Raw genomic sequence first — 22,949 nt, forward strand, 5'->3', positions numbered from 1 at the left:
CTAAGCTTCTTCCTCCCGGGGGGTCAGCTGGCGGTAACACGCAATGCCATCGGCCCCACCTTCAACAGCGGCAAATTCCTCCGCTTCTTCTGCAGCGAGTTGCCCGTTGAGGACCAGCACATGTAGTTTGCCAAGCCGGTCCGCAAGTCGCAGCAATTGCGCCACCGGTGAATCGGCGGCCGCAGCTGAATCCTGTTCGGCAAGCGCCTGCAGCACGGCGGGTGGAAACTGCCATTCGCGGCCGACACGCAAGGAAAGCCGGCGTGCCTCGATCGCCAGCGAGCTGCAAAAGGAGAGTGACTGCAATTCGCCGCCCTCATAGACCTGATCCATGATGCGCAACGCCACGATCAGCCCAACGTTCTGCAACAGCGTAGCGAGGAAGGCTTCGAAAGGCCCCACCTGACGCCGCGTGGCCAGGGCACGGCAGGCGATCGCGGTGGCGGTCGACAGTGCGGACAGCCGCGGTGCGGCGGGTGCGATGAAATGCCCGGACTGCATATTGAACAGCGGCTTGAAAGCGACGCTTGCCACCAGCAGGCGCAAGTTGTTTTGGCCGAGCAGCGCGAGCGCCTGCTCGATGTTGGTAATTGCTTCGTTCCTGCGATAGTAGGAGCTGTTGACCTGCTTCAGCAGCGCCGCCAGCAACACCGGATCCCGTGCGACCTGTTCGGACAGGCGTGCGTTCGAGACATCCTTGTCGCGCAGACTGTGCAGCAGCATCGGAATCACCGCCGGCATGCGGGGCACAAGGGCGGTCACGGCCTGCGTGTCGGTGGAGGAGATGCGTTCAAGTGCGCGCAACAGGCGTCGCTCCATGTCGTTCGGTTCGGATACCGAAGCTTCCATGCCAAGCATCCAGGCAAAATACAGATGATCGATATCGACTGCCGCATGCAGGGTCGATGCCGACAAGGCATCGTCCCTGATCCGTGTCGCCGGAAAGCCCTTTGGCCCCGGCTGCATTTGCGGCGCTTCCGTCATTTCCGCTTTCGGGACAGAAGCGGTACCCATGCCGAGCAAGCGATGCAGCCAGCGCTTCATGGCTGCAGCATCCCTTGCGGCGCTGTCAGCGGCTTGGATGGATAGCTTGCCAGCACCAGCGATGTCGTCACCGATCCCAGGCTGGCGAGCGCATCGATGGTGGCTTCGAGCTTCGGCATATGGGCAAAGCTGGCTTTCACGACGAAGCAATCCTCGCCGGTGACACGATGCGCTTCAAGGATTTCGGGCGTGCGTTCGAACGCAGCCAGACACTGGCTGATCTTTTCGTGCGTGGTGCGCAAGCGGATGATCGCGGTGATTTCATGGCCGAGCGCCCGCGGATTGATGCGGGCACCGTAGCCTGCGATGACGCCCGCTTGTTCGAGTGCGCGAATGCGCGAAGTCACTGCAGGTTGCGACAGGCCGATGATCTTGCCGATTTCGGTATTGCTCATCCTTGCATCGCGCTGCAGCAGTTCGATGATCTTCCAATCGAGCCTGTCGGCATCAAACTTTGGTTTCATTCGTAAGCACCCCAAGAAAACAGGAATTTCCTTGCATCATACGATTAAAACCATGGCTCCTCCATGTCCGGCGACGATTTTTGCCGTTAGACTTTTTACAAGTTCAACCGAGTAAGGAATACGCATGGATACGCAGGTACTGGTCATGCCGGGGATACATGGTTCCGGGCCCAAACACTGGCAAACGCTGTGGGAAACGCAAGACCCGGACTATCGCCGGATACAGGTCGATGACTGGGATCATCCACACTGCGCGTCTTGGGTCGCTGCCATTGATGAAGCGGTCGCTTCCGCACCGGCGCCTGTACTTCTGGTTGCGCATAGCCTGGGATGCCTGGCGACCGTAACCTGGGCAATGCAGGCGGAGAGGACTGACAAGCTGCGTGGCCTCCTGCTGGTTTCCGTTCCCGACCCGTTGGGTCCGAACTTCCCTGCCGATGCCAAGGGCTTCTCCCGCCCTGCATTACAGCTTTTGCCAACGCCCGGCATTGTCGTCTCCAGTGAAAACGATCCCTATGGTGCCCCAGCCTATATGCGGACCTGCGCTGATGCCTGGGGATGCCGTTTTGTTAACGCCGGACTGCTTGGTCATATCAATGCCGCCAGCGATGTCGGCGACTGGCCGATGGGGAGGGCGCTGCTCGATAGTTTGCGCTGAGAGACCTGCGGAGGATTTGCACGACTGTTGCACGACCTTTGCACAACGGTTCGATGGCAGTTGCATGGCTTATACCAATCCCAAGCTATAACGTGACAAATGAGATCGATGGATTTTTTTGACTGGCAAGGCGCAGGAGGAGTCAATAGCGAGCTATTGACGACGAGTGCAACGCAGGCAGACGGAAAAAGACGCGATCTCATGTTGCGTTATGGGTTGGGATTGGTATTGCGCATCAGGCAGTCGACGCCACGGCAATAGCGTGTTTAAATCTAGGCAAGCTTTCCTGGAAGCATGCCAGGGCCTCTCAGCGACCGACCCCCTTATGTACGACTGGCTTCGCCGTATTTTTTCCGATTCCGCCAAAGGTGGCGCGACCGCTGTGGCGTCACTTCCCCGAGTAGCTAGCATGGCTACCGCGGCAAGCACGTCGGCTGTGCCGGCGTCCGCCAGGACTGCACATTTCGCATCCGATAGCGTGACCTCGATGCAGCGTGACCAGGTGGACTTTATCTTTGCGAGCTGGCTGTTCGAAGCGGAAAGCCATCCCGATATCTTCACCAACGGCAGCGAAGACGCCATCCTGATCGCGCTGGATGGCGTGGTGAAATCGAATGAATCCGGTGCGCACCTCGTACGCCGCATGCCCGGAGTGATTCCGCAACTACTGCAAAGCCTGCGCAGCGGTGATTTTGCAGGCCCCGAACTGGCACGCAAGATTTCCTCGGATCTGGTACTGGTGGCCGAGGTGCTGCGCCTCGCCAACAGTGTTGCCTACAGTACCGGCAAGCCGATCACCAGTATCGACCATGCCATCCTTGTGCTCGGTCAGGATGGGTTGCATCAGCTGATCACCAGCGTTGCCTTCAAACCCATCATCAATCTCAACTCAGGCAGCTTTACCAAGATGGTCGCACCGCGCCTGTGGGCGCAATCGGAACGCTGCGCCCTCGCGAATCGGCTACTGGCGGCGGACGAGCCGGTCGAGCCGCTGGAAGTCTTCCTTGCCGGACTGGTGCAGAACGTCGGGCTGACCGTTTCACTGCGGGTGATAGACAAGCTGTCAGACGGTCGTCAGCCGATCGGTTCGCCGACCTTTTGCAATGCACTGGCAAGCTATGGCCGCACCCTGGCGCACAATATCGGCAGCGAATGGCATTTTCCGGAGTCGGTGATGACCGCCATCCGTGAGCAGGGCGAGAACAAGCGAAGCACGAATTTATCGCCGGTTGGCAAGGTCCTGCTGATGGGTAACTATCTCAGCAAGATTGAGCTGTTGTCCCGCCATGGTGTGGTGGACATCGATGATCCGCGCATGGTTGACGGGCTGTCGGACAAGGAAATGGCATGCCTTCACCAATTGACTGAAGTCGAAGAACGCGAATGGGTGACGGTCTCGGGTGGCAATTCACGCTGAACGCATTGTGAGCAGCACGCTCTAGCAACCACTCACCCACATTGACCGAAAACATGGTTGACTCGCTACGCTCAATTACCGGGCTGAACCAGTTGTCCCGCTTGAGGACTAAGCATTTTGACATGCCTTGTCATGCAATCCGCTCACGAAAGGCCAATTTACATGCGTATCGAAGAACTCCCCGATCCAAATAACCCCGACGTCGCGTCCGACAATCCGGGGACCGGCTCGGGAGCGGATGTCGAACGTACCGAGCCAGCGCAAAGCAGCTTGGGGGAACAGGCCGCTGCGGTTTCCGCCATGCTGGGCAATCACAAGGGCAAGCTGGCGGTAGGCGCTGCCGCCATGCTGGGTCTCGCGGTCTTTTACAAGTGGCGCGAAAACAAGCTTGCCAAGGAAGACCCCGCCGAATATGCGAGAATCCAGCGACTCAAGGCCGTGGTTGGGAGTGATAGCCCAACCGGAAAAACCGAAAAGCCGGGCAAGTCCGGCAAGAATGCGACCGACCCAGATCAAGGCAACAAAAAATGACGACCAAATTGAAAATCGACTTCGTGTCTGATGTGTCCTGTCCATGGTGCATCATCGGACTCAAGTCGCTCGAACAGGCGTTGGAGCGCGTTGGCGACAAGGTGAGTGCTGACTTGCACTTTCAACCGTTCGAACTCAATCCCCAGATGGCACCCGAAGGCCAGGACATTACCGAGCACCTGGCCGAGAAATACGGCGCCACGCCGGAACAATCCGAACGCAACCGCGAAGCGATCCGCGCTCGTGGCGAAGCGGTCGGTTTCACCTTCAGCATGGACAAGCGCAGCCGCATCTATAACACCTTCGATGCCCATCGCCTGCTGCACTGGGCCGAAACCGAAGGCCAACAACGTCAGCTGGCCCTGAAGCATGCCTTGTTCGACGCCTATTTCACGCAGGGCGAAGATCCGAGTTCGCATGAAGTCCTGGTGCGGGCTGCCACGCGGGCCGGCCTGGATCCGCAACACGCGCAGGAAGTACTGGCCACGAATGCATATGCCGAAGAAACACGGCAACAGGAAAAGTTTTACCTCGACCAGGGTATCCATTCAGTACCGGCAGTCATCATCAATGATCGCTACCTGGTCCAGGGCGGGCAGCCGATCGAGGTCTTTGAAGATGCATTGCGGCGGGTTGCCGAAGCTGTCTGACGCGTGTATCCGGAAAGAATGCCAATGAATCGCGAAGAGCCCCGCGCCGATCCGAGTCCCATCCAGCCACGAACCAATACGCCCGGACAAGACCCGCTGATCAATCCCGGCTATCAACCGGTGCCGCAAGATCTGCCGCCGCCCGACAACGGCGGCAGTCCCGGTAATGCCGATAACGCGAAACCGCCGAAGCAGACCGCCAGATATAAAGATTAATCAGCTCGGTTAATTGCTGCGCGGCTTTACGAAGAAGCTGTCCATCGCAGCGCGTCCGATGGCCGGATCGTCGGTAAAGAAACCGTTTACCCCCGCTTTCAGATAGGCCCGGATCTCTGCCGCGAGGTCGCCACGCTGCGACGGCGATGTGGGGTCGCCCTTGCGCAAGTTCATCGGCAGGAATGGATTTTCCGGGCGGAAGGTATAGGGATGGACCAACAATTTCGCTGCGTGTGCATCGCGCACCAGGCTGGTCACTGATCCGAGATTCTTTTCTTCATCGCGTGGGATCACCATGTCCTTCGCCGGCCCGATGCCATTGGCATACGTCGCGATTTCCATCAATCCCTCGGCGGTCGCCATGTCACGATAACGCCGCTTGTCCCCGGCGAGCCGGAAGTCTTCCGGTTGACCCGATGCCGACATCAGCTGAATGAGCGGCAGGTCGGTCAAGGTGCGCATTTCCTTCAGGCTGCCGACTTCGAACGACTGAATAAAGACCGGCGCATAGCGGCCCCGATAACCATTGGCGTGCAACAGATCGATCAGGCGTTTTTCGAGGGGCAGGCCGATCGATTTGAAATAGCTCGGGTGTTTGGTTTCCGGGTAGATGGCGATGGTGCGGCGTGTCTGCTGCGTCTTTTCCTTTGCCAGGTCAATGATCTCTTGCAGCGTCGGAATGGCGAACTGCCCATTGAAGCGCGTGTTATCCGGACGGTTGTCCGGAATGCGCTCAGTGGCGCGCAAGGTCTTGAGTTCTTCCAGCGTGAAGTCTTCAGTGAACCAGCCGGTCACAGACACATTGTCGATCAGCTTGGTGGTCTTGCGGTCGGCGAACTCGGGCTTTTCCGCGACGTCGGTCGTGCGGGTAATGTCATTCTCGTGGCGTGCGACGAGTATGCCATCCCTGGTGCTCACGATATCGGGCTCGATGGCGTCGGTGCCATCTTCAATTGCCTTAGCGTAGGACTCCAGCGTGTGTTCCGGCCGTAGGGCGCTGGCGCCGCGATGGCCGATGACCAGGCGTATGGGCAGAGGCGCAATGGATGCAGTCGTATCGTGCGCCAATGCCGGTGAGATGAAGATGCCGATGTCTACAGCAACGGCAATCAGAGAGGTATAGACAAAAGATTTCATTGCATCTCCTAAGCGCACCAGCTTGAGTGTTTAATGCTTGAGCCGGTATCCGGTCCGAAACACCCACCAGATACCGCCAAGGCATAACAGCATGAACGCCAGTGTCATACCCAGGCTGATGCCGACACCCACATCGGAAACACCATAGAAACTCCATCTGAATCCGCTGACCAGATAGACGACTGGATTGAACAGCGTGACCTTTTGCCAGAACGGCGGCAGCATATTGATCGAATAGAAGCTGCCGCCAAGGAAAGTAAGCGGCGTGACGATCATGACTGGGACCACCTGCAGTTTTTCCCAGCCATCGGCCCACACACCGATGATGAAGCCGAACAGTGAAAAGGTAATGGAGGTCAGGATCAGGAAGCCCAGCATCCACCACGGATGCACGATGGTGTAGTCGACAAAGAGCCACGAGGTCAGAAGAATGATTAGTCCTAATATCACCGATTTGCTGGCGGCCGCGCCCACATAGCCGATCACGATCTCGAACGCCGAGATTGGTGCTGAAAGGACTTCGTAAATGGTGCCTGCCCATTTCGGCATATAGATGCCGAACGAGGCATTTGAAATGCTTTCGGTGAGCACCGACAGCATGATCAGGCCCGGCACAATGTAGGCACCATAGCTGACGCCATCGATCTGGGCCATCCGTGAACCGATCGCCGAGCCGAAAACGATGAAGTACAGCGACGTCGAGATCACCGGTGAAGCGATGCTTTGCAATATCGTGCGCCAGGTGCGCGCCATCTCGAAAATATAGATCGCCCTGATTGCATGGAAATTCATGCGTTCCCCCTTACCAGACTGACAAAGATTTCTTCCAGCGAGCTTTCGCTGGTCTGCAAATCCTTGAAATGGATGCCATGCTCGTCCAGTCGGCGCAACAGTTCCGGAATGCCGAGGCGTTCGCCCTGGGCATCAAAGGTATAGACCAGTTGACTGCGATCCGCGGACAGCTCCAGACGGTAGTCGTCAAGGTCTGCTGGGACTGCGGCAAGCGGTTGCTGCAAATGCAGCGTCAGTTGCTTCTTGCCGAGCTTTTGCATCAGCGCCGTCTTTTCTTCTACCAGGAGAATTTCCCCCTTGTTGATGACGCCGATGCGGTCCGCCATCTCTTCGGCTTCTTCAATGTAGTGCGTGGTCAGGATGATCGTGACACCGCTTTCACGCAAGCGCCTGACCATCGCCCACATATCGCGCCGCAATTCGACGTCGACCCCCGCGGTCGGTTCGTCCAGAAAAAGAATCTTCGGCTCGTGGCTGAGTGCCTTGGCAATCATCACGCGACGCTTCATGCCTCCGGACAGCGTCATGATTTTAGAATCGCGCTTTTCCCAGAGTGACAAATCCTTTAATACCTTTTCCAGATAGGCATTGTCGGGACCCTTGCCGAACAGGCCCCGGCTGAACTTTACGGTATCCCACACCGTCTCGAACGCATCGGTGGAAAGCTCCTGCGGTACCAGGCCGATCTTTGTGCGTGCCGCACGGTAGTCACGGGCAATGTCGTGGCCATCGGCCAGCACACTGCCACTGCTTGCATTGACAATGCCGCAAATGATGCTGATCAGTGTGGTTTTGCCGGCGCCGTTCGGGCCGAGCAAGGCAAAGATTTCGCCTCGTCGGATCTGGAGGTTGATATTTTTGAGCGCCCGAAATCCGGACGCATAGGTTTTTGTGACGGCATTGATTGCGATAACAGAGGTGGCGGGTTGCACTGGGACTCCTTAGCAACACGTCATCATGGGTAGGCGCGCGTAGCGCAGGAAATGCGGCATGTTGTTCTCCTTATGGCACGACAATAGCAGCATGTTAAGGCATTGGCGAAAGTCTGGTTGGAAGGCAGCGCAAGTGAAGCTGTCAACCGGGCAGGTGGCGTAAAGCAGGCAAACCGCAACAAGGCAGGTAAATCTTGATGCAGGTCTAGCTTCCGTTGTGCAATGAGAACTGTTTTGTCGCGACGGGGACTGAGGAGTAGTTAACCATGAAGGAGATGCAGCATGCCCTTGAGCCAGGACCACGGTCGCGTGTGGAAAAAGATTACGGATGTCTATCAACAATGGGATCAGGACCGCAGCAATTTGATGGCGATCGACGATTTGTCGCAACGTCTGCCGGATATCGATCCTGAACTGATTGCCCAGACGCTGGCGCAGGCCCATGCGGAAGGCATGGCGTCGGCGTCGCATGAGGAGGGCGTGTTCCGGCCTGTGCCAAACCACTAAACTGCTTTACTGATTGATCAAACAAGGGCCGAAGAGACATTGTCTCTTCGGCCCTTGTTGTTTCTGCAAGGCCAGCCCCTATAACGGAGAACGAATTTCCACATCTTCTCCATTAATTAGCAGGGTATTTGCCAAGCTTCTAAGAAGCCTTGGCAAGCATATAACAATGCTTTGAAACATTGTTGTATCAAATCATTTTTCTCATTGACGTCAGGAACCTTTTCTGTCCGGAAATCTCAGAGAAGGCGTGCACCGAGTCAACATGACTCAAGGCAACGGAACCTGCGAAAATGAGATTGACAGAACTGACATCAACTAACAGCAAGGCATGGACATCAATGATCGTTACGGTGTGCGCCGCAGCCGCGTTAAGCGCATGCGGTGGCGGCATGCCGGATGAAGATGCCAATTTATTAGGCGCACCGATACAGGCATATCACAGCCAGAAACTGACGGGGACGGCGAGTGATTTCAATCCTGGGATCTGGGATCAGCATCACTGGGATGAATGTGATTGCGGACGTAATGCCACACCATCGAACGCCCCCTGGACAGGGGGACGTTAAGAATTAGCTGTACTGCATCAATGGGGCCTGGTACGGCTTTCTAGCGACTACCCTGCAATGCATCACGCTCCCTGATTGTTTTCTTCAGCATCGCCTCAGCCTCGGCCACTTCCTGCTCCAGCATTAACTGTCGCGCCTTGTACTTGTCATTGAGACGCGAACCGCCATTGGCGTTGCCGGTCCGTTCGCCGGGCAAAGGTTCGACGCCGTTCTGCTGCTTTTTTCGTGCATCTTCGAGAAGCATCTCTGCTTTTATCACATGTGCATTTGCTTCATCGATGCTCTTGCGCGTCGATACGGAAGCAACCGGCGGAAGTTTGGACACCGGCGTTGATTCTACACGCGGTGGAACTACAGGACGCTTTCCTGTCTCCGACTTCCAGGTATTCATGTTTGCAGGATCGGGAACAATCGTCTCATCGATCCTTGCGCCTTTGATGTGTTTGTCGGAATAAATAATTTTCCCATTAGGCAAGACCTGCCGGTACACCTTGGAGGCCGGTTTGCCAATGTTTGCTGGCGCCGTCAGTTGTAGCTCTTCGGCAGAATGGGCGATCAGCGGCACCAATATCAGCAGCAGTACGCCAACGCGTGATGAAAACAGTGATTTCATGACGGCACTCCTTTCTTGCATACATTAGCAAATTCAAATCGACGCTTGATGATAATCAGCAAAGAGCTCGTAGAGCATGGCATTAAGACTTCCTCTTTCCTCTGAATATCCGTTTGATTGAGCAATTGCAACGCCCGCATAAAGCAAGGCGACATACTTTGCTGTAGCCCATTCAGGCTTCTGGTCTTACGGAAGGAAACAAGCAGTGAGGTACCAATGGATTAGCGGCAATAAGTTTTCCTTGCTCGAAAATGGTGAGGAATTCTTTCCGCGCGTTTTTGAGATGATTGCTGCTGCCCGGCACGAGGTGTTGATCGAGACCTTTATTCTGTATGAAGACAAGGTGGGAAAGCGCTTGCATGAAGTACTCATGGCAGCCGCGCGTCGCGGTGTGCAGATCGACCTCACGATCGATGCATTCGGTTCGCCTGATCTGTCGGACGAATTTATCTCTTCTCTCACTGGTGCGGGTGTACGCTTGCATGTATTCGACCCGGCACCGCGCCTGTTTCGCCGGGTAAATTACTTCCGCCGTATGCATCGCAAACTTGTGGTCATTGATGGCATCCGCGCTTTTATCGGTGGCATCAATTATTCGGCCGATCATCTTGCCGACTATGGACCGGAGGCGAAGCAGGATTATGCGGTAGAAGCGGAAGGGCCCATCGTGGCGGAAATCCATCGATTCATGCATCAGGCAATTCGCGACGGCTTGCCGCGCAGTCACTGGTTTCAGCGTCGCCACGCCGTGCCGAAAATCCCGACGCCGCCCCGCGCCGGTAATGCCGACGCGCTGTTTATTTGGCGCGATAACCGGCTACACACCAATGATATCGAACGTCAGTATCGTATCGCCATACGGCTTGCTCGCAAGCGCATCGTGATCGCAAATGCCTATTTTTTTCCGGGCTATACCTTCCTGCGTGATATGCGCAAGGCCGCTCGACGTGGCGTGGAAGTATGCCTGATCCTGCAGGGCAAACCGGATATGGCCATTGTGCAGACTGCCGCTGCCATGCTTTATCACTACCTGCTTCGTGGTGGAGTAAAGATTTTCGAGTATTGCGACCGGCCCCTCCATGGCAAGGTTGCCGTGGTTGACGATGAGTGGGCGACGGTCGGGTCTAGCAATCTGGACCCGCTCAGCCTTTCGCTTAACCTGGAGGCGAACGTCCTGATCCGTGATCGCGATTTCAACCGTCAGTTGAGCGATAAGTTGCAGCAGCTGATGAACCATAGTTGCAAGCGCATCGAGACACAGGACTTGACCGAGTCCACCGCCTGGTGGCAGGTCAGAAGCTTTTTCCTGTTCCATGTGCTGAGACGCTACCCGTCGTGGGCCGGATACCTGCCGGCGCATGCACCAAGACTCGCGTCCTTGCCGGAGGCCGTCATCGAACGCGACGGTGCGGACCGCCTCGATGACAAGGCCATACAATGAGGGGGGCCACGCAAACCAAGCGAAATGAAAAGCATGGACTGACATCAAAGCCCTGGTGGCCATGGCTGAAACGGGGCGGCTCGCTGGTGTTCTTCATCCTGGTTGCCTACCTGCTTTTCACACAGGCACGCACCGTCGAATGGGGCGAAGTCATCGACACTGTGCAGCGCCGACCCTTGCGGGATATTTTCATTGCCTGCGCATTCGGTGCGGCGAGCTATGCGCTGTACAGCTGCTTTGACCTGATTGGACGTTACACCACCGGGCATGGCCTTGCGGTACCCAAGGTCATGCTGGTCAATTTTGTCTCTTATGCATTCAATCTCAATCTAGGTTCATTGGTCGGCGGGGTTGCCTTCCGCTACCGGTTGTACTCGCGTTTCGGACTAGAGGCAGCCGTCACCACGCGCGTCGTTATCATGAGCATGCTGACCAACTGGCTCGGCTACGTATTGCTGGCTGGCCTGGTCTATCTGTTGCAGCCGCCGCCGTTGCCGCTGGGCTGGAATCTCGATACGCTGGGCCTGCACGTACTGGGCGGTGTGCTCTGCATCGCTATCCTCGCCTACGTTCTCTGCTGCGCCATGTCGCGTAAACGTACCTGGACCATCAAGGGGCAGGATTTTACCTTGCCTTCTCTCCGTCTTACGGCATTGCAGCTGTTGATGTCATCGACGAACTGGTTGTTCATCACGTGTGCAATCTACTTCTTGCTGGGGCAAAAGATTGATTTTCTGACGGTATTGAGTGTGTTGTTGTTGGCGGCGATTGCCGGCGTCATTACCCATGTGCCTGCAGGGCTCGGTGTGCTCGAAACCGTGTTCGTTGCCCTATTGTCGGAGCAACTGCCAAAGAGCGAACTGCTTGCTGCGCTGATTGCCTATCGCGCGATTTATTACCTGATGCCGCTTGCGGTGGCGACGGTAGCTTATCTTGCGATGGAAGCGCGTGCCCGGCAATCGGCGGCCGCCGACACATGACAGTGCTTCAAGCCGTGTCAAGAAACCAGTCCACGGCAATATCTGCAATGTCGGCCGGGATGATGTGCCCACCTTCAAACTCTTCATACCTGACGGTGTATTCGGCACGCCTTAGCTGAGGAACAATGCGTCGGCTGCATGGTTCGATCGGCAAAACCGTATCCCTGGTTCCATGCGAAATAAAGATCTTCGGTTGCCCGCTTGGTGTAATTGGAGCGATGAAACCCGGTGAAAAGGCAATCACATGCGAGAACAATTCGCCGTTTGCCAGACCTAGCGACAGGGCATAGGAAGCGCCATCGGAAAATCCACCGATAGCAAGATGATCGCGGTCGACCGCATAGTGGCTGAACACGTGATCCAGTGCACGGTCGACCAGTTCGACGTCCGGTCCGTACTCGCGTGCCATGATGACATCCCAGGTGGGTGCGGTCGATGCCGGGGCAACAAGAATCAGCCCATGAGCATCGGAAAGGTGCTGTAGCAAGTCAAGGCCATGCTGCGCATGCCCGCCGGCGCCATGCAACAACAAGACGAGCGGCAACGGTGTATCAGGACCATACTGCGGCGGTACATAGAGATAATGGTCCCGTGCTGTTCCGGATGGCAAGGTATGGCGGCCGGTTGGGGCCAGCTTGCTAACAGCTGATGGGCGGGCGTGTAAGTGAGCTTGCCTGGACATGATCGGCATCGTGAAACTGGTACATGCACTTATATCAGGACTGGCCACGCATTCTTGTTTTGGTTCCTGACCGCGCGGGGAAATTGACCTGCGCGTTTTAATTCCAGTAATCATTCCCGGCTAGTGTTGGCAGTAAAAATGGCATGCTCCTTGCTGCACATGGGGATTCACTGATATATCCCCATGGAGGAAACATGAAGACCTCAACATCGATGTTGCTGGCTGCATTGCTGGCAGCTTCGCAACTAGCCTGGGCTCAAACCTCCACGCCAAGTTCTCCCGGCGTGAGTTCAAGGACGATGGGCAGCGGCAGTTCGGTAGAACCCAATACCCAACCAAGCTCCGGTTCCAGCGGTTCAACGGCAGGGGCCGGTGGCCCGGGAACATCGGCCGCCAGCAGCAGTGATTGTGCTCCAGGGAGCACCAGCGGCGCCACCAGCAGCGATGCCAAAGCCAACGGTCGCAACAACAGCACCGGTGGCACAGGCGGCGCGGGAACAGCTTCATCGGCCGGCAACACCAATTGTGCATCAGCGGCATCGGGAGGAACGTCAGGAACACGTGGCACCGGCGCGTCGGGACTCAGTACCGCGACCAGCCCGGCCACACAGGGGGTGGGCACCATGGGTAGCGGCTCCAGCGGATCACCGACGGGCCCTGGCGTCAGCGGCCCGACAAACGGCATTGGACGCTAGCCCACGCTACACCGTGCGGGCGGGAACGCCCGCAACTTCAGTGCGCAGATGGGCTCACCGCGCGGCAGGTTTCACCAGCGCGTCCTGCCATAGCTGGATGTGTTGAGAGTGCCGGAGGTGCCAGAAGTATGCTGGCGGCGCTTCTTCATTTGCCACAGTGCCATCAGCGCCAGACCGGATCCCAGCATCACCGCGCCTGTTGTGCGGGGATGGGTGACAGCACTGGTATAAACACTGGTTTCCCGCGCGGTCCCGCCGACACCTCCACGTTCCAGCAGATCGGTCTTGTGGGTATAGAGATTATTGTTTTCACGGTGTTCGGCTTGCTTGTCGGACTTCATCAGCTTGTACATGAAACGCTGCATGCCCTTGTCCAGCAAGCGCGGAATGTAATGGGCGCTGGCGCCCATCAGGCGGGCACGACTTCCGACGTACATGTCCCTGACAGAATGTTCCGCTGCATACAACAGTGCATCAGCGGCAATCTCGGGTGCATAGATAGGCGGAGGAAGCTTGGGCTCGACTTCCAGGTAATTTTTTGCGTGGGTGACCAGCATGGTATCGATGGAAGCCGGCTTGATCAGCGTCACCGATACTGGCGCGCCTTCCTCTTCCAGTTCGACGCGCAGCGAATCAGTGAAGCCTTTTACCGCATGTTTGGATGCCGAATAAATGCCCTGCAGCGGCACTGCCCGATCGGACGTTTCGCTCCCCATATTGATCAGCGCGCCACCGCGGGTCTTGAGATGTTTTACAGCGATCAGCGATCCATTCACGACACCCCAGAAATTAATGTCGAACAGGCGGCGCATGTCGTCCATCGATACCTCTTCATTCTTGCCGAAAATACTCACCCCGGCAACGTTCATCCAGGTATCGAAACCGCCAAAGCGTTCAATCGCCATGCTGGCGACCCGTTGCATGTCGGCTTCGTTGGCAACATCGGCTGCTACGTAGATCGCTTCCGCGCCTTGCATATTGATATCGTCCGAAATCTGCTTGAGTGCATTTTCATTGCGCGCTACCAACACCAGTTTGGCGCGCTGCCTTGCTGCCTTGCGTGCCGTTGCCAGCCCGATACCGCTGCTGGCGCCAGTGATAACGATTACCTGCTCCGATAATTTCTTGAGTTGCATAGCCATAATGGTCTCCCGTGAAAAGCGGTGACAGGCGCGAAAAGCATGCCAGTGTTGCTGTACCACGGAAAGCCGTTGGATACGCCTGCAGCGTCGTCGATGCACGTGCCGACAGATAAACGGGATCGCAAGATCGCCATGAAGTTATTACGCGGTCATGCGCGTTTTCTACACATGGCGCAGCGAAGGTGAGTGTGTCTATTTTCCCACGACCGGTGACACGAACTTTGCTCCTGGCTTGTAGTGTGTGGCCGTCACATGCAAGAAGTGGAAACCTTGCAGCAACTTGACGATACGCACTTGCCCTGGAACGCCAGTCAGCGTTGACGATATCTTCACGTGCTGAAAACCTTTTCATTACATGTTGTCTTACTCATCCACTCTTGAAGCAGATGTCACCGATGGGCGCTACGCCCATTAACGCTTGACTGCTTTCGTTTGGTGTACATCAGGTTTGAAACTTACGTTGAGGAGAAAGTGATGCAGATGGTTTCAGAAGTCATGACCCGGGACGTACGTTTTGTGTCGCCGCAGGAAAGTCTGCAGCGTGCCGCACAAATGATGGATGAGTTGAATGTCGGAGCACTGCCGGTGTGCGACGGCGAGCGCCTGGTCGGCATGGTAACTGATCGCGATATCACGGTTCGTGCGACGGCGGCAGGGCGCGCGCCGGGCGAAGCCCATGTCGACGAAGTGATGAGTACCGATGTGCGCTGGTGCTTCGAGGATCAGCCGCTGGATGAGGTGATGCGACAAATGTCCGATACGCAGGTTCGCCGTATTCCCGTGGTGTCGCATGATGAATCGCACAAGCTGGTTGGCATCGTGGCGCTCGGCGACCTGGTGACCAAGACTGCGGACGGAACAAGCCGGGACCGGGCGGAGCAAGTGGTGGGAAAAATTTCTTCACCTTCCGAGCCCGACCGTTCGGTGGTTGGCGCACGCCCTGATTCACGCCATGTTGATGATAGTGCGGCCAGCAATGAGCGCCTTGCATCGAACACCGGTACCGCCACCGGCTTTGCGGGTACCGATGCGCTGCTCGCGAAAGACGAGCATCCGCTCGAAGATCGGGATGATGCCGGCAAGGAGGTCGCAATCGGGTCCGAACGCGCAACAAAGAATACCGCTGCTACAGGCGGCGCCAAGATGGCGCAGACGGCAGGCACCACTGACATTTCCGGTGAGTCAGGTGCACCGGGAGGGACAGATGCCGCGGGCGCGGTAGGGGCTTCGGGTGGAACGGCCGGTACAGCAGGATCGGCAGGTACGGGTATCGGCGCCAAACCTTGAAACACAATGCCATGTCGGTCTGATCGCGGAGCAAGACCGCCAGTCTTGTGCTGAGTTGCCTTCGCGACCAGGCTGAAATGACACTGGAAGTGCCGATAACGGGGATAGTGTTTAACCGTAAGGACGCCTGCTGTTATCAGTTTCTACTTCTGCGGCGCTGAGGTAACCTTCCGTCGGATTAATCTGTTGGCGTGATGGCATCGCACCAACTTGGGCAACCAGTTCCGGTGCAATTCTTTGCATCAGGTCTTCCGGTATCGATTCGGCACACGCCTTTGCCGCCGGGAATAGTGGCGCAGCGGATGCCTGCATGCCCGACTCGACATCCCGCGCAAGCGGTTCAAAATGTTTTCGCGCAAGATCCATCAGCATGGATCGCATGCGTGCGGAGAATGGATTCGACTCTGCGGCTTCGGCAAGACTGGCGTGATCGATCACAGGAATTTCTGCCGCTCCCGATCCGGCACTGGAAAGATGGAAGGGATCAAATCCGGCCTGTAATAGATAGCTCAAAAACCGTTCATGGAATTCGTTGTGACGCATGCCGTCGAGCGCCAGTGCTTGAAAGGAAGGCCCCGCGCCTTCGTTATAGGCATGGACACTGCGTTGGGCGAGTTCTTGCAAGACGCGCCAATCGAAATTTTCCCGATCGTTTTCCCATTGTTCCTGCAAATCCATGAAGTCGCCTACCAGACGATTAATACCGTCAGGGCTATGTTGGCTCATAGTGCCTCCAAAACACGGTTTGGCGTCCATTCCGGAAAAACGTTCAACTCGGTCTTCCTGTGACGAATGCATGGCACTGCGTGCATTGCAACGCATACATCTGTGTCAGCGTACAGCGATGCGATAACACAAGTCGGGCATCGGAGTCATGCATGAGCCGCGGAAAGCCTCATCATCAAAGAGCGAACAAAAGCGTTCAGCAACGGTATTTTTCTGGCGAATACCTGCATGCTTTCCAGCGTCACATTGCGCTTTGCATCCTGTTCGTCATACTGAACTTCACGCCTGGTTTATCCAACTTGTCCATCTTCAGGAGCAATCAATGAAAATTCTTCCCTTCATCATTCCCGCCCTTGCGCTATCGAGCTCGTTTGCCATCGCGCAAATTCCCCCAACCACCCCTACAACGCCGACCACACCAAGCACACAGGAGCTGTTTATTCCTCTGTTCGGAAGTACCGGCAGCAACTCTTCCGCGGGTGGAACCGCAAATGCATCCACTTGGTTTATCGATGTGACGAACCGGCAGGTCGTGTTCTGTTCACAATCGGCTGGTGGCACAGGTACCCCTTCAGGTACGCAAACCTTTACTTGTACGACACAACCGATACCGGCTGCAACCACCACGCCGGGAACTCCCCCAGGTACACCACCGGCTGCTCCCGCAGCAGGTGCACCGCCATTCGGTACACCAGCGTCCGGCACAGGCGGCACGTCATAAGCAGGCAGACCGGGTTCGACCCGAATAGCAAGCGACACCGTGACAGAAGCCTTCCGCCAGGCGTACGAGTTTTGCTGGCCTGTACCAGTGTCGCTCCTGCTTACTGCTGCTAGTTCATGCTGGTAATTCATGGTACTTATACTGCAGTAACAGCATCCCTGAAAGTAATCACTACAACGTTAGCCCACAGCCCGGTGTCCGTGCTGTGGGCGTTGTTCGTCATCATGAGGTAACAATGAAACTGATGACCTGGAATATCCAGTGGGGGCGTGGAGCGGATGGGCGCGTCGATCTCGACCGTATTATTGCGCATGCCCGGCGATTCGCAGATTTCGATGTACTGTGCCTGCAGGAAGTTTCTGCCGGTTTCCCCGAACTCCCGGGTAATGATGATAGCGATCAGTTCGAGGGCATCGCGCGACGTTTGCCCGGCTATCAGGCGATCGATGGTATCGCCGTCGATCTTCCGCATCCTGAGCGCGGACGTAAGCGCTTCGGTAACATGATTCTGTCACGCTTGCCGGTTGGTCCGGTGTATCGCCATTTGCTGGCATGGCCCGCCGATCCTACAACCAAAACCATGCAGCGCATTGCCCTTGAAGCCAGCATTGAAACTCCTGCCGGCGCAGTGCGGGTAATCACGACGCATCTTGAATACTATTCGGCAAAACAGCGGTGGGCTCAAGTGGAGCAATTGCGTGCATTGCAGCAGGAAGCAGTCAGTCATGCCCATCATCCCGGCGTCGGCAAACCTGCAGACGGGCCTTTTTTCCAGCCTGAGCGTGGCAAGCCCGCGATCCTTACCGGTGATTTCAACTGCAGGCCGGAATCGGAAGAACATGCACGCCTGCTGGTGTCCTTTGACAATGCAACACCGGCTTTTCACGATGCGTGGCAGGTCCTTCGCCCCGGACAATCGCATCCGGCAACCGTTGGTCTTTATGACAAAGTACAGTGGCCCGACGCCCCCTTCACCTGCGACTTCGTCTTTGTCAGCGAAGATCTCATGGGGCGCTTGCGAGACATCCGTGTCGATCAGGAAACTGATGCATCGGATCATCAGCCTGTCATGATTGACATTGATTGATTTGCTTTGCAGCGCCGACAGGATGCATTGCTGATATTCAATATATTGCTGCCTCCTTGAGAAAATGTAACGACTGTTTTAAGGAACTTTGTATCTCGTACGAAAATGATCTACCTTAGACTGCAGGAACATGGGAGACATACATCCCGTGCCGTTTTCCCTGGTAATGCAAAGGACCAGACAAATGAAAAGGGTTATGAAGTGGGCGTTGATTGCGCTGTTGCTGGGTGCCGCGGCATTCGCCGTCCTGTTATGGCAGCAAGGCCCGACATTGAAGGGGCCGCCCACCGGACCGGCCGATGTCCCGCCGCCGCCCGTGGCCGCTACAGAGCCGGAGACCCATTATCCGCTGCCTGAAGCGAAAACCGAGCCGTTGCCGACGCTGGAGAAAAGCGATGTGCCGCTGCTGTCTGCGCTGGGTGACCTGATCGGCAATGCGGCGGTCAAGCAGTTTATCCAGCCCCAGGAAATCGTCAGGCGCATCGTGGTCACGGTCGACAATATTCCGCGCAGCGTCATATCGGCCCAACTGATGCCGACAACACCGGTACCAGGCAAATTCCGCACGACGGGCAAGGGCGACAATCTCGCCATGTCCGCACTTAATACCGAGCGCTATACGTCCTTTGTGCGATTGCTGGAGAGGGTGGATTCGAAGAAGCTGACGGACCTGTATATCCACTACTATCCCTTGTTCCAGAAAGCCTATCGTGACCTTGGCTATCCCAAGGGTTATTTTAACGACAGGCTGGTCGCTGTCATCGACCATATGCTGCAGGCGCCGCAAAGCGATGGACCTATCATGCTGGAGCAGCCGCATGTCTTTTACAAATTCGCAGACCCTGAGCTGGAGTCCTTATCAGCGGGCCATAAGCTGATGCTGCGGGTCGGGAATGACAACGCGGCGAGGATCAAGAAGAAGCTGCGTGAAATCCGCGGGGAACTGGTGAGGGCCAGCGAGGAGGCGAAGACGAAGTCGAAGTGAGACAGAGCGCCTCGTGCGCTTCGCCTCATCCAACCTGCCATCACGCTGTCATTGGGGCCACGGCACATGGGTCCGACGAACCATGGTCCGCGAAGCTGGCGAGGAACCGCTGATGATAGATTGGACGTTTACCTAAACGTCTTTAGGGGCTGTCTTGGAATCGATATCCGCCAGCGATTCCTGTCCGCGCTGTGTAATGTCAAAGCCATCGCCCGATGGCCTCGGAATGATATGGCCCTTCTTGCTGAGAAAGGTTGCGACGCCGGTATCCAGTTTGGTAAGAGGATCATTAGCGACCGCACGCAGGCCATCGATACAACGCTTGATGAATAAGGTCGTCTGACCTTTTTCCGTCAGGATCAGTTGTCCACTCTTTTCAAACGCGGCGTACTTCAGCCCGATCAGCCGCTTGGTATTTCGCGCGACGCAAGCATTGGGACGCTCGCCACGTTTCAGTTTGGTGATCTGGAAAAGCGCGTCGTATTCGTCTTTGGTAAGGCTGTCGTTCAATTGTTATCCTTTGCGCATCGTGTCATTTGCAGTGCGTGCTATGGTACGCGTCGGCGAATATGGCAACAAGGCTATTGGCAAAATACTTCTACGATGAAAATGGGCACCATCAAGGTGCCCATGGTAAATGCAGGTAACTGCAGCGAGACCAGTAACGCCGGCCATGCGGAATGAGGTATCGTTCGTCACCCGTATCGCCAGCAGTCCGAAAAACGTTTACTTACTCCACGAATCCTTCAGCGTCACCACCCGGTTAAACACCGGTCTTCCAGGTTGCGAGTCCACGCGGTCGGCAACGAAATAACCGTGCCGTTCGAACTGGAATTTTTCGTCCGGTTGCGCGGCCTTCATCCCTTGTTCCAGGTAAGCGGTAATCACTTCCTTTGCGTTCGGGTTCAATGCCGCCTTGAAATCCTTGCCGCCGGCGTCGGGATGCGGATCGGTGAACAGGCGGTCGTACAGGCGTACCTCGGCTTCCAGCGCATGTGTTGCGCTGACCCAGTGGATATTGCCCTTGACCTTGTAGTTGTTGGAGCCTTCGGTGCCGCTCTTGCTGTCGGCAAAATAGTTGCAGTGTACGGCGATAACCTTGCCATCCGCATCCTTGTTGCAACCGGTGCACTCAACGACGTAACCATAGCGCAGACGGACCTTGTTGCCTGGGAACAGGCGGAAGTAGCCCTTGCTCGGCACTTCCATGAAGTCTTCCGCTTCAATCCAGAGTTCCTTGGTGATCGGGAAGTGACGATTGCCGCGTTCCGGATGGTGCGGGTGCACCGGTGAAGTACATTCGTCGATCAGGTTCTCGGGGAAGTTGTCGATGATGAGCTTGAGCGGACGCAGTACGGCGGTAGCACGCGGCGCCTTCTCGTCGAGGTCGTCACGCAATGCGCCTTCGAGCGTGCTCATGTCGATCCAGCTATCAGCCTTGGCGACGCCGACACGTTCGCAGAACAGGCGAATCGATTCCGGCGTATAGCCGCGACGGCGGATGCCGACGATGGTGGGCATGCGCGGATCGTCCCAGCCATCGACGATGTTTTCATCGATCAGTTGGCGCAGCTTGCGCTTGCTGGTGATCGCATAGGTCAGGTTGAGGCGCGCGAACTCGGTTTGCTCCGGCAGCGGATGCTTGAAGAAGCCGCCTTCCGCCGCGCGTTCGAGTACCCAGTCATAGAATGGACGATGATCCTGGAATTCCAGCGTACAGAAGGAGTGGCTGACGTGTTCGATCGCATCTTCCAGCGGATGCGCGTAGTCGTACATCGGATAGATGCACCACTTGTCGCCGGTGCGGTGATGATGCGCATGGCGGATACGGTAGATCGCCGGATCACGCATGTTCATGTTGGGCGACGCCATGTCGATCTTGGCGCGTACGATATGTTCGCCATCCTTGAACTCGCCTGCCTTCATGCGGCGCAACAGGTCCAGCGATTCGGCGGCGGGGCGGTCGCGGAAGGGCGAGTTCTTGCCGGGCTCGCCGAAATTGCCGCGATTCTTTGCCATGTCGTCGGCGCTTTGGCTGTCGACATAAGCGTGACCGGCGCTGATCAGGTATTCGGCAATTTCATAGAACTTGTCAAAATAGTCGCTGGCGAAATACAAATGCTCGCCAGTGTCGTCTTTCCAGTCGAAGCCCAGCCACTTGACGCTGTCGAGAATGGTGTCGACGTATTCCTGTTCTTCCTTGGTCGGATTGGTATCGTCGAAGCGCATGTGGCAGCGTCCGCCGAAATCGCGTGCAAGGCCGAAGTCGATGCAGATTGCCTTGGCATGGCCGATATGCAGGTAACCGTTCGGTTCAGGGGGGAAACGGGTGACGACAGGGGGTAGCGGACGACCGAGCGAGTCGGTGCGGTTGCTGTACTTGCCAGCGGCGTTGTCGGCTTCAATGATGCCGCGCAGGAAATTGGAGGCCGGTGCGTTGTCCGCAGCGCCTGCTGGGGCTGGTTTACTGGTGTTCTTGGAGTCGGTGCTCATGTGCTTCGCAAAATGCGTTGAAATGAATGGATTGACGGGCATTTTACCGTAGCAGGGTAAGCTCGGCGCTTCCGAGAGGCTGCATATCGGAAAACTGCGTTAATCCTTGCCGTTTGCCTGTCGCAGGATGACTTCCCACACAATCTTCGGCTTCTCATAGCGGGCGATCGACAATTCCTCGGTGGAAATTCTCTCCCACCCATGCGCAAAAAGAAGATCGACGGATTCCCGGTCAAAAAAGCGTTTCGGAAAACCGTCCACCAGATAATAATTCTGCCCAACCTGCTCATGTCCGACCGCACCGTAATGGACATCCCGCGTCGAGTTCAGCCGGCACAGAAGGATGCCCCCTGATGTCAGGCAGCGTGCGATGTCGCGCAGTATCGTCCCGGTCTTGTCCCATGCAAAGTAATGCAGGCACAAACTGGCAATCACCACATTAAAGCTGCGTTCGGCAAACGGCAGCGGCTCACGCAGGTCATGGCATACCGTCAGCGCGCCGGGCGCGGCACGGGCGCAGCGCGCGAGTGCCTTGGGCGAGACGTCGGTGCAGATAAGGCTGGTGATACCCTGCTCAACCAGGTAAGCCGAGTCGCCACCGGGACCGCTGCCAAGCTCTAGCACCGCCGGCACCGGAGCCTGCGCCCTGATGAAGGGAATCCATCTTTCCAGCCAGAGATCCGTTTGCATGCCTGTTCCCAAAGGTCCCTATGCGCCACGCGGCGCAAACATGATGATTGCCATGCCGGCCAGCGATACCAGCACGCCGACGACGTCCCAGGTCGTGGGACGCATGCCGTCAACCAGCCATAGCCATGCGAGCGCGACCGTAATGTACACCCCGCCATACGCGGCATAGATACGACCGGCGGCGTCAGGATGCAGTGTAAGCAGCCAGGCGAACACTGCAAGGCTCAATGCGGCCGGAATCAGCAGCCAGGCGCTTGCGCCTTTCTTCAGCCAAAGATAGGGCAGGTAGCAACCAAGAATTTCAGCGATCGCGGTCAGGACGAACAGTAACAGGGTTTTTGCGGCAAACATGGGTTTTATCTGTAGAGGCTGACCAGTCGCTTGTATCAGAAAACGCGACCCTGGGTAGCGGGAAGAGCATCCTGGCTCGGGATCACGCATTTAGTCTTCCGGGCGCAGGAAGTTGCGCTACATTACCTGCGCATGATAACCC

27 protein-coding genes are annotated in these 22,949 nt (G+C 56.5%); 13 read left to right on the top strand and 14 right to left on the bottom strand.

The window, feature by feature from the left end; genetic code table 11:
- Entirely contained in the window at positions 1-1,044 is a 1,044-nt protein-coding gene (locus ACFQUU_RS07305) for an HDOD domain-containing protein (RefSeq protein WP_382244844.1), read from the bottom strand.
- A complete protein-coding gene (locus tag ACFQUU_RS07310) occupies positions 1,041-1,508 on the bottom strand; it encodes an Lrp/AsnC family transcriptional regulator (RefSeq protein ID WP_382244847.1) in 468 nt (155 codons plus the stop codon). The genes ACFQUU_RS07305 and ACFQUU_RS07310 overlap by 4 nt, the downstream gene beginning before the upstream one ends.
- A gap of 124 nt (positions 1,509-1,632) precedes the next feature.
- Between ACFQUU_RS07310 and ACFQUU_RS07315 the strand changes: the two genes are divergently transcribed.
- From ACFQUU_RS07315 to ACFQUU_RS07335, 5 genes are all read left to right on the top strand, one after another.
- Positions 1,633-2,166: an RBBP9/YdeN family alpha/beta hydrolase gene (locus tag ACFQUU_RS07315; RefSeq protein WP_382244850.1), complete on the top strand. Its 534-nt coding sequence runs from the start codon at positions 1,633-1,635 to the stop codon at positions 2,164-2,166.
- Positions 2,167-2,575: 409 nt separating this feature from the next.
- The gene (locus tag ACFQUU_RS07320; protein WP_382244853.1) at positions 2,576-3,583 is read left to right on the top strand and encodes an HDOD domain-containing protein; all 1,008 of its coding nucleotides are present in this window, start codon (positions 2,576-2,578) and stop codon (positions 3,581-3,583) included.
- Between the two features lie 162 nt (positions 3,584-3,745).
- Positions 3,746-4,114, top strand: a complete 369-nt coding sequence (locus ACFQUU_RS07325) for a hypothetical protein (protein ID WP_382244856.1) — start codon at positions 3,746-3,748, stop codon at positions 4,112-4,114.
- Entirely contained in the window at positions 4,111-4,764 is a 654-nt protein-coding gene (locus tag ACFQUU_RS07330; protein WP_382244859.1) for a DsbA family oxidoreductase, read from the top strand. The genes ACFQUU_RS07325 and ACFQUU_RS07330 overlap by 4 nt, the downstream gene beginning before the upstream one ends.
- Positions 4,765-4,788: 24 nt before the next feature.
- Positions 4,789-4,980, top strand: a complete 192-nt coding sequence (locus tag ACFQUU_RS07335; RefSeq protein ID WP_382244862.1) for a hypothetical protein — start codon at positions 4,789-4,791, stop codon at positions 4,978-4,980.
- Between the two features lie 9 nt (positions 4,981-4,989).
- Here ACFQUU_RS07335 and ACFQUU_RS07340 read toward each other — a convergent pair whose 3' ends face one another.
- From ACFQUU_RS07340 to ACFQUU_RS07350, 3 genes are read right to left on the bottom strand one after another with little or no spacing between them, the layout of a single operon-like run.
- The gene (locus tag ACFQUU_RS07340; protein ID WP_382244865.1) at positions 4,990-6,117 is read right to left on the bottom strand and encodes a glycerophosphodiester phosphodiesterase; all 1,128 of its coding nucleotides are present in this window, start codon (positions 6,115-6,117) and stop codon (positions 4,990-4,992) included.
- Between the two features lie 30 nt (positions 6,118-6,147).
- Entirely contained in the window at positions 6,148-6,909 is a 762-nt protein-coding gene (locus ACFQUU_RS07345) for an ABC transporter permease (RefSeq protein WP_382244868.1), read from the bottom strand.
- Positions 6,906-7,841, bottom strand: coding sequence for an ABC transporter ATP-binding protein (locus ACFQUU_RS07350; protein ID WP_382244871.1), 936 nt, complete (start codon positions 7,839-7,841; stop codon positions 6,906-6,908). Before ACFQUU_RS07350 ends, ACFQUU_RS07345 begins: the two co-directional genes overlap by 4 nt.
- Before the next feature lie 282 nt (positions 7,842-8,123).
- Between ACFQUU_RS07350 and ACFQUU_RS07355 the strand changes: the two genes are divergently transcribed.
- Both ACFQUU_RS07355 and ACFQUU_RS07360 read left to right on the top strand, forming a co-directional pair.
- The gene (locus ACFQUU_RS07355) at positions 8,124-8,348 is read left to right on the top strand and encodes a hypothetical protein (protein ID WP_057293471.1); all 225 of its coding nucleotides are present in this window, start codon (positions 8,124-8,126) and stop codon (positions 8,346-8,348) included.
- A gap of 290 nt (positions 8,349-8,638) precedes the next feature.
- Complete coding sequence (locus ACFQUU_RS07360; protein ID WP_382244874.1) at positions 8,639-8,914, top strand: hypothetical protein; 276 nt, start codon at positions 8,639-8,641, stop codon at positions 8,912-8,914.
- Between the two features lie 40 nt (positions 8,915-8,954).
- On the opposite strand, the gene ACFQUU_RS07365 is transcribed toward ACFQUU_RS07360, so the two are convergent.
- Positions 8,955-9,527, bottom strand: a complete 573-nt coding sequence (locus tag ACFQUU_RS07365) for a hypothetical protein (RefSeq protein ID WP_382245763.1) — start codon at positions 9,525-9,527, stop codon at positions 8,955-8,957.
- Positions 9,528-9,732: 205 nt separating this feature from the next.
- Here ACFQUU_RS07365 and clsB point away from each other — a divergent pair, with 205 nt between their 5' ends.
- Positions 9,733-10,968, top strand: a complete 1,236-nt coding sequence (clsB, locus tag ACFQUU_RS07370) for a cardiolipin synthase ClsB (protein WP_382244877.1) — start codon at positions 9,733-9,735, stop codon at positions 10,966-10,968.
- Positions 10,965-11,948 carry a lysylphosphatidylglycerol synthase domain-containing protein gene (locus ACFQUU_RS07375; RefSeq protein ID WP_382244880.1) on the top strand — a complete coding sequence of 328 codons (984 nt, stop codon included), beginning with the start codon at positions 10,965-10,967 and terminating at the stop codon, positions 11,946-11,948. The genes clsB and ACFQUU_RS07375 overlap by 4 nt, the downstream gene beginning before the upstream one ends.
- 7 nt (positions 11,949-11,955) lie before the next feature.
- Here ACFQUU_RS07375 and ACFQUU_RS07380 read toward each other — a convergent pair whose 3' ends face one another.
- The 3 genes from ACFQUU_RS07380 to ACFQUU_RS07390 all read right to left on the bottom strand — a co-directional run bounded on the left by ACFQUU_RS07380 (position 11,956) and on the right by ACFQUU_RS07390 (position 14,467).
- A complete protein-coding gene (locus tag ACFQUU_RS07380) occupies positions 11,956-12,630 on the bottom strand; it encodes an alpha/beta hydrolase (protein ID WP_382244883.1) in 675 nt (224 codons plus the stop codon).
- A 256-nt stretch (positions 12,631-12,886) separates the two neighbouring features.
- Positions 12,887-13,255, bottom strand: coding sequence for a hypothetical protein (locus tag ACFQUU_RS07385; RefSeq protein ID WP_382244886.1), 369 nt, complete (start codon positions 13,253-13,255; stop codon positions 12,887-12,889).
- A gap of 141 nt (positions 13,256-13,396) precedes the next feature.
- Positions 13,397-14,467, bottom strand: coding sequence for an SDR family oxidoreductase (locus tag ACFQUU_RS07390; RefSeq protein WP_382244889.1), 1,071 nt, complete (start codon positions 14,465-14,467; stop codon positions 13,397-13,399).
- 474 nt (positions 14,468-14,941) lie between these two features.
- Between ACFQUU_RS07390 and ACFQUU_RS07395 the strand changes: the two genes are divergently transcribed.
- Positions 14,942-15,754: a CBS domain-containing protein gene (locus ACFQUU_RS07395; RefSeq protein WP_382244892.1), complete on the top strand. Its 813-nt coding sequence runs from the start codon at positions 14,942-14,944 to the stop codon at positions 15,752-15,754.
- A gap of 111 nt (positions 15,755-15,865) precedes the next feature.
- Here ACFQUU_RS07395 and ACFQUU_RS07400 read toward each other — a convergent pair whose 3' ends face one another.
- Positions 15,866-16,480, bottom strand: a complete 615-nt coding sequence (locus tag ACFQUU_RS07400) for a hypothetical protein (RefSeq protein WP_382244895.1) — start codon at positions 16,478-16,480, stop codon at positions 15,866-15,868.
- Positions 16,481-16,802: 322 nt separating this feature from the next.
- On the opposite strand from ACFQUU_RS07400, the gene ACFQUU_RS07405 reads away from it, so the two are divergent.
- The 3 genes from ACFQUU_RS07405 (at position 16,803) to ACFQUU_RS07415 (ending at position 19,273) form a co-directional block, all read left to right on the top strand.
- Positions 16,803-17,201 (top strand): hypothetical protein, encoded by a 399-nt coding sequence (locus tag ACFQUU_RS07405; protein WP_382244898.1) that lies wholly within the window; start codon positions 16,803-16,805, stop codon positions 17,199-17,201.
- A 235-nt stretch (positions 17,202-17,436) separates the two neighbouring features.
- Entirely contained in the window at positions 17,437-18,288 is an 852-nt protein-coding gene (locus ACFQUU_RS07410; protein ID WP_382244901.1) for an endonuclease/exonuclease/phosphatase family protein, read from the top strand.
- A 184-nt stretch (positions 18,289-18,472) separates the two neighbouring features.
- Positions 18,473-19,273, top strand: a complete 801-nt coding sequence (locus tag ACFQUU_RS07415) for a DUF3014 domain-containing protein (RefSeq protein WP_382244904.1) — start codon at positions 18,473-18,475, stop codon at positions 19,271-19,273.
- 132 nt (positions 19,274-19,405) lie between these two features.
- On the opposite strand, the gene ACFQUU_RS07420 is transcribed toward ACFQUU_RS07415, so the two are convergent.
- The 4 genes from ACFQUU_RS07420 to ACFQUU_RS07435 form a co-directional block, all read right to left on the bottom strand.
- Complete coding sequence (locus ACFQUU_RS07420) at positions 19,406-19,783, bottom strand: hypothetical protein (protein ID WP_382244906.1); 378 nt, start codon at positions 19,781-19,783, stop codon at positions 19,406-19,408.
- A gap of 216 nt (positions 19,784-19,999) precedes the next feature.
- The gene (locus ACFQUU_RS07425; RefSeq protein ID WP_382244909.1) at positions 20,000-21,766 is read right to left on the bottom strand and encodes a glutamine--tRNA ligase/YqeY domain fusion protein; all 1,767 of its coding nucleotides are present in this window, start codon (positions 21,764-21,766) and stop codon (positions 20,000-20,002) included.
- A 99-nt stretch (positions 21,767-21,865) separates the two neighbouring features.
- Positions 21,866-22,456: a class I SAM-dependent methyltransferase gene (locus ACFQUU_RS07430; protein WP_382244912.1), complete on the bottom strand. Its 591-nt coding sequence runs from the start codon at positions 22,454-22,456 to the stop codon at positions 21,866-21,868.
- Positions 22,457-22,474: 18 nt separating this feature from the next.
- Positions 22,475-22,807 (bottom strand): YnfA family protein, encoded by a 333-nt coding sequence (locus ACFQUU_RS07435; protein ID WP_382244915.1) that lies wholly within the window; start codon positions 22,805-22,807, stop codon positions 22,475-22,477.
- Positions 22,808-22,949: the final 142 nt, after the last annotated feature.

Origin of the sequence: Herbaspirillum sp. GCM10030257, from assembly GCF_042666555.1 — a bacterium.
GTDB lineage: Bacteria > Pseudomonadota > Gammaproteobacteria > Burkholderiales > Burkholderiaceae_D > Noviherbaspirillum.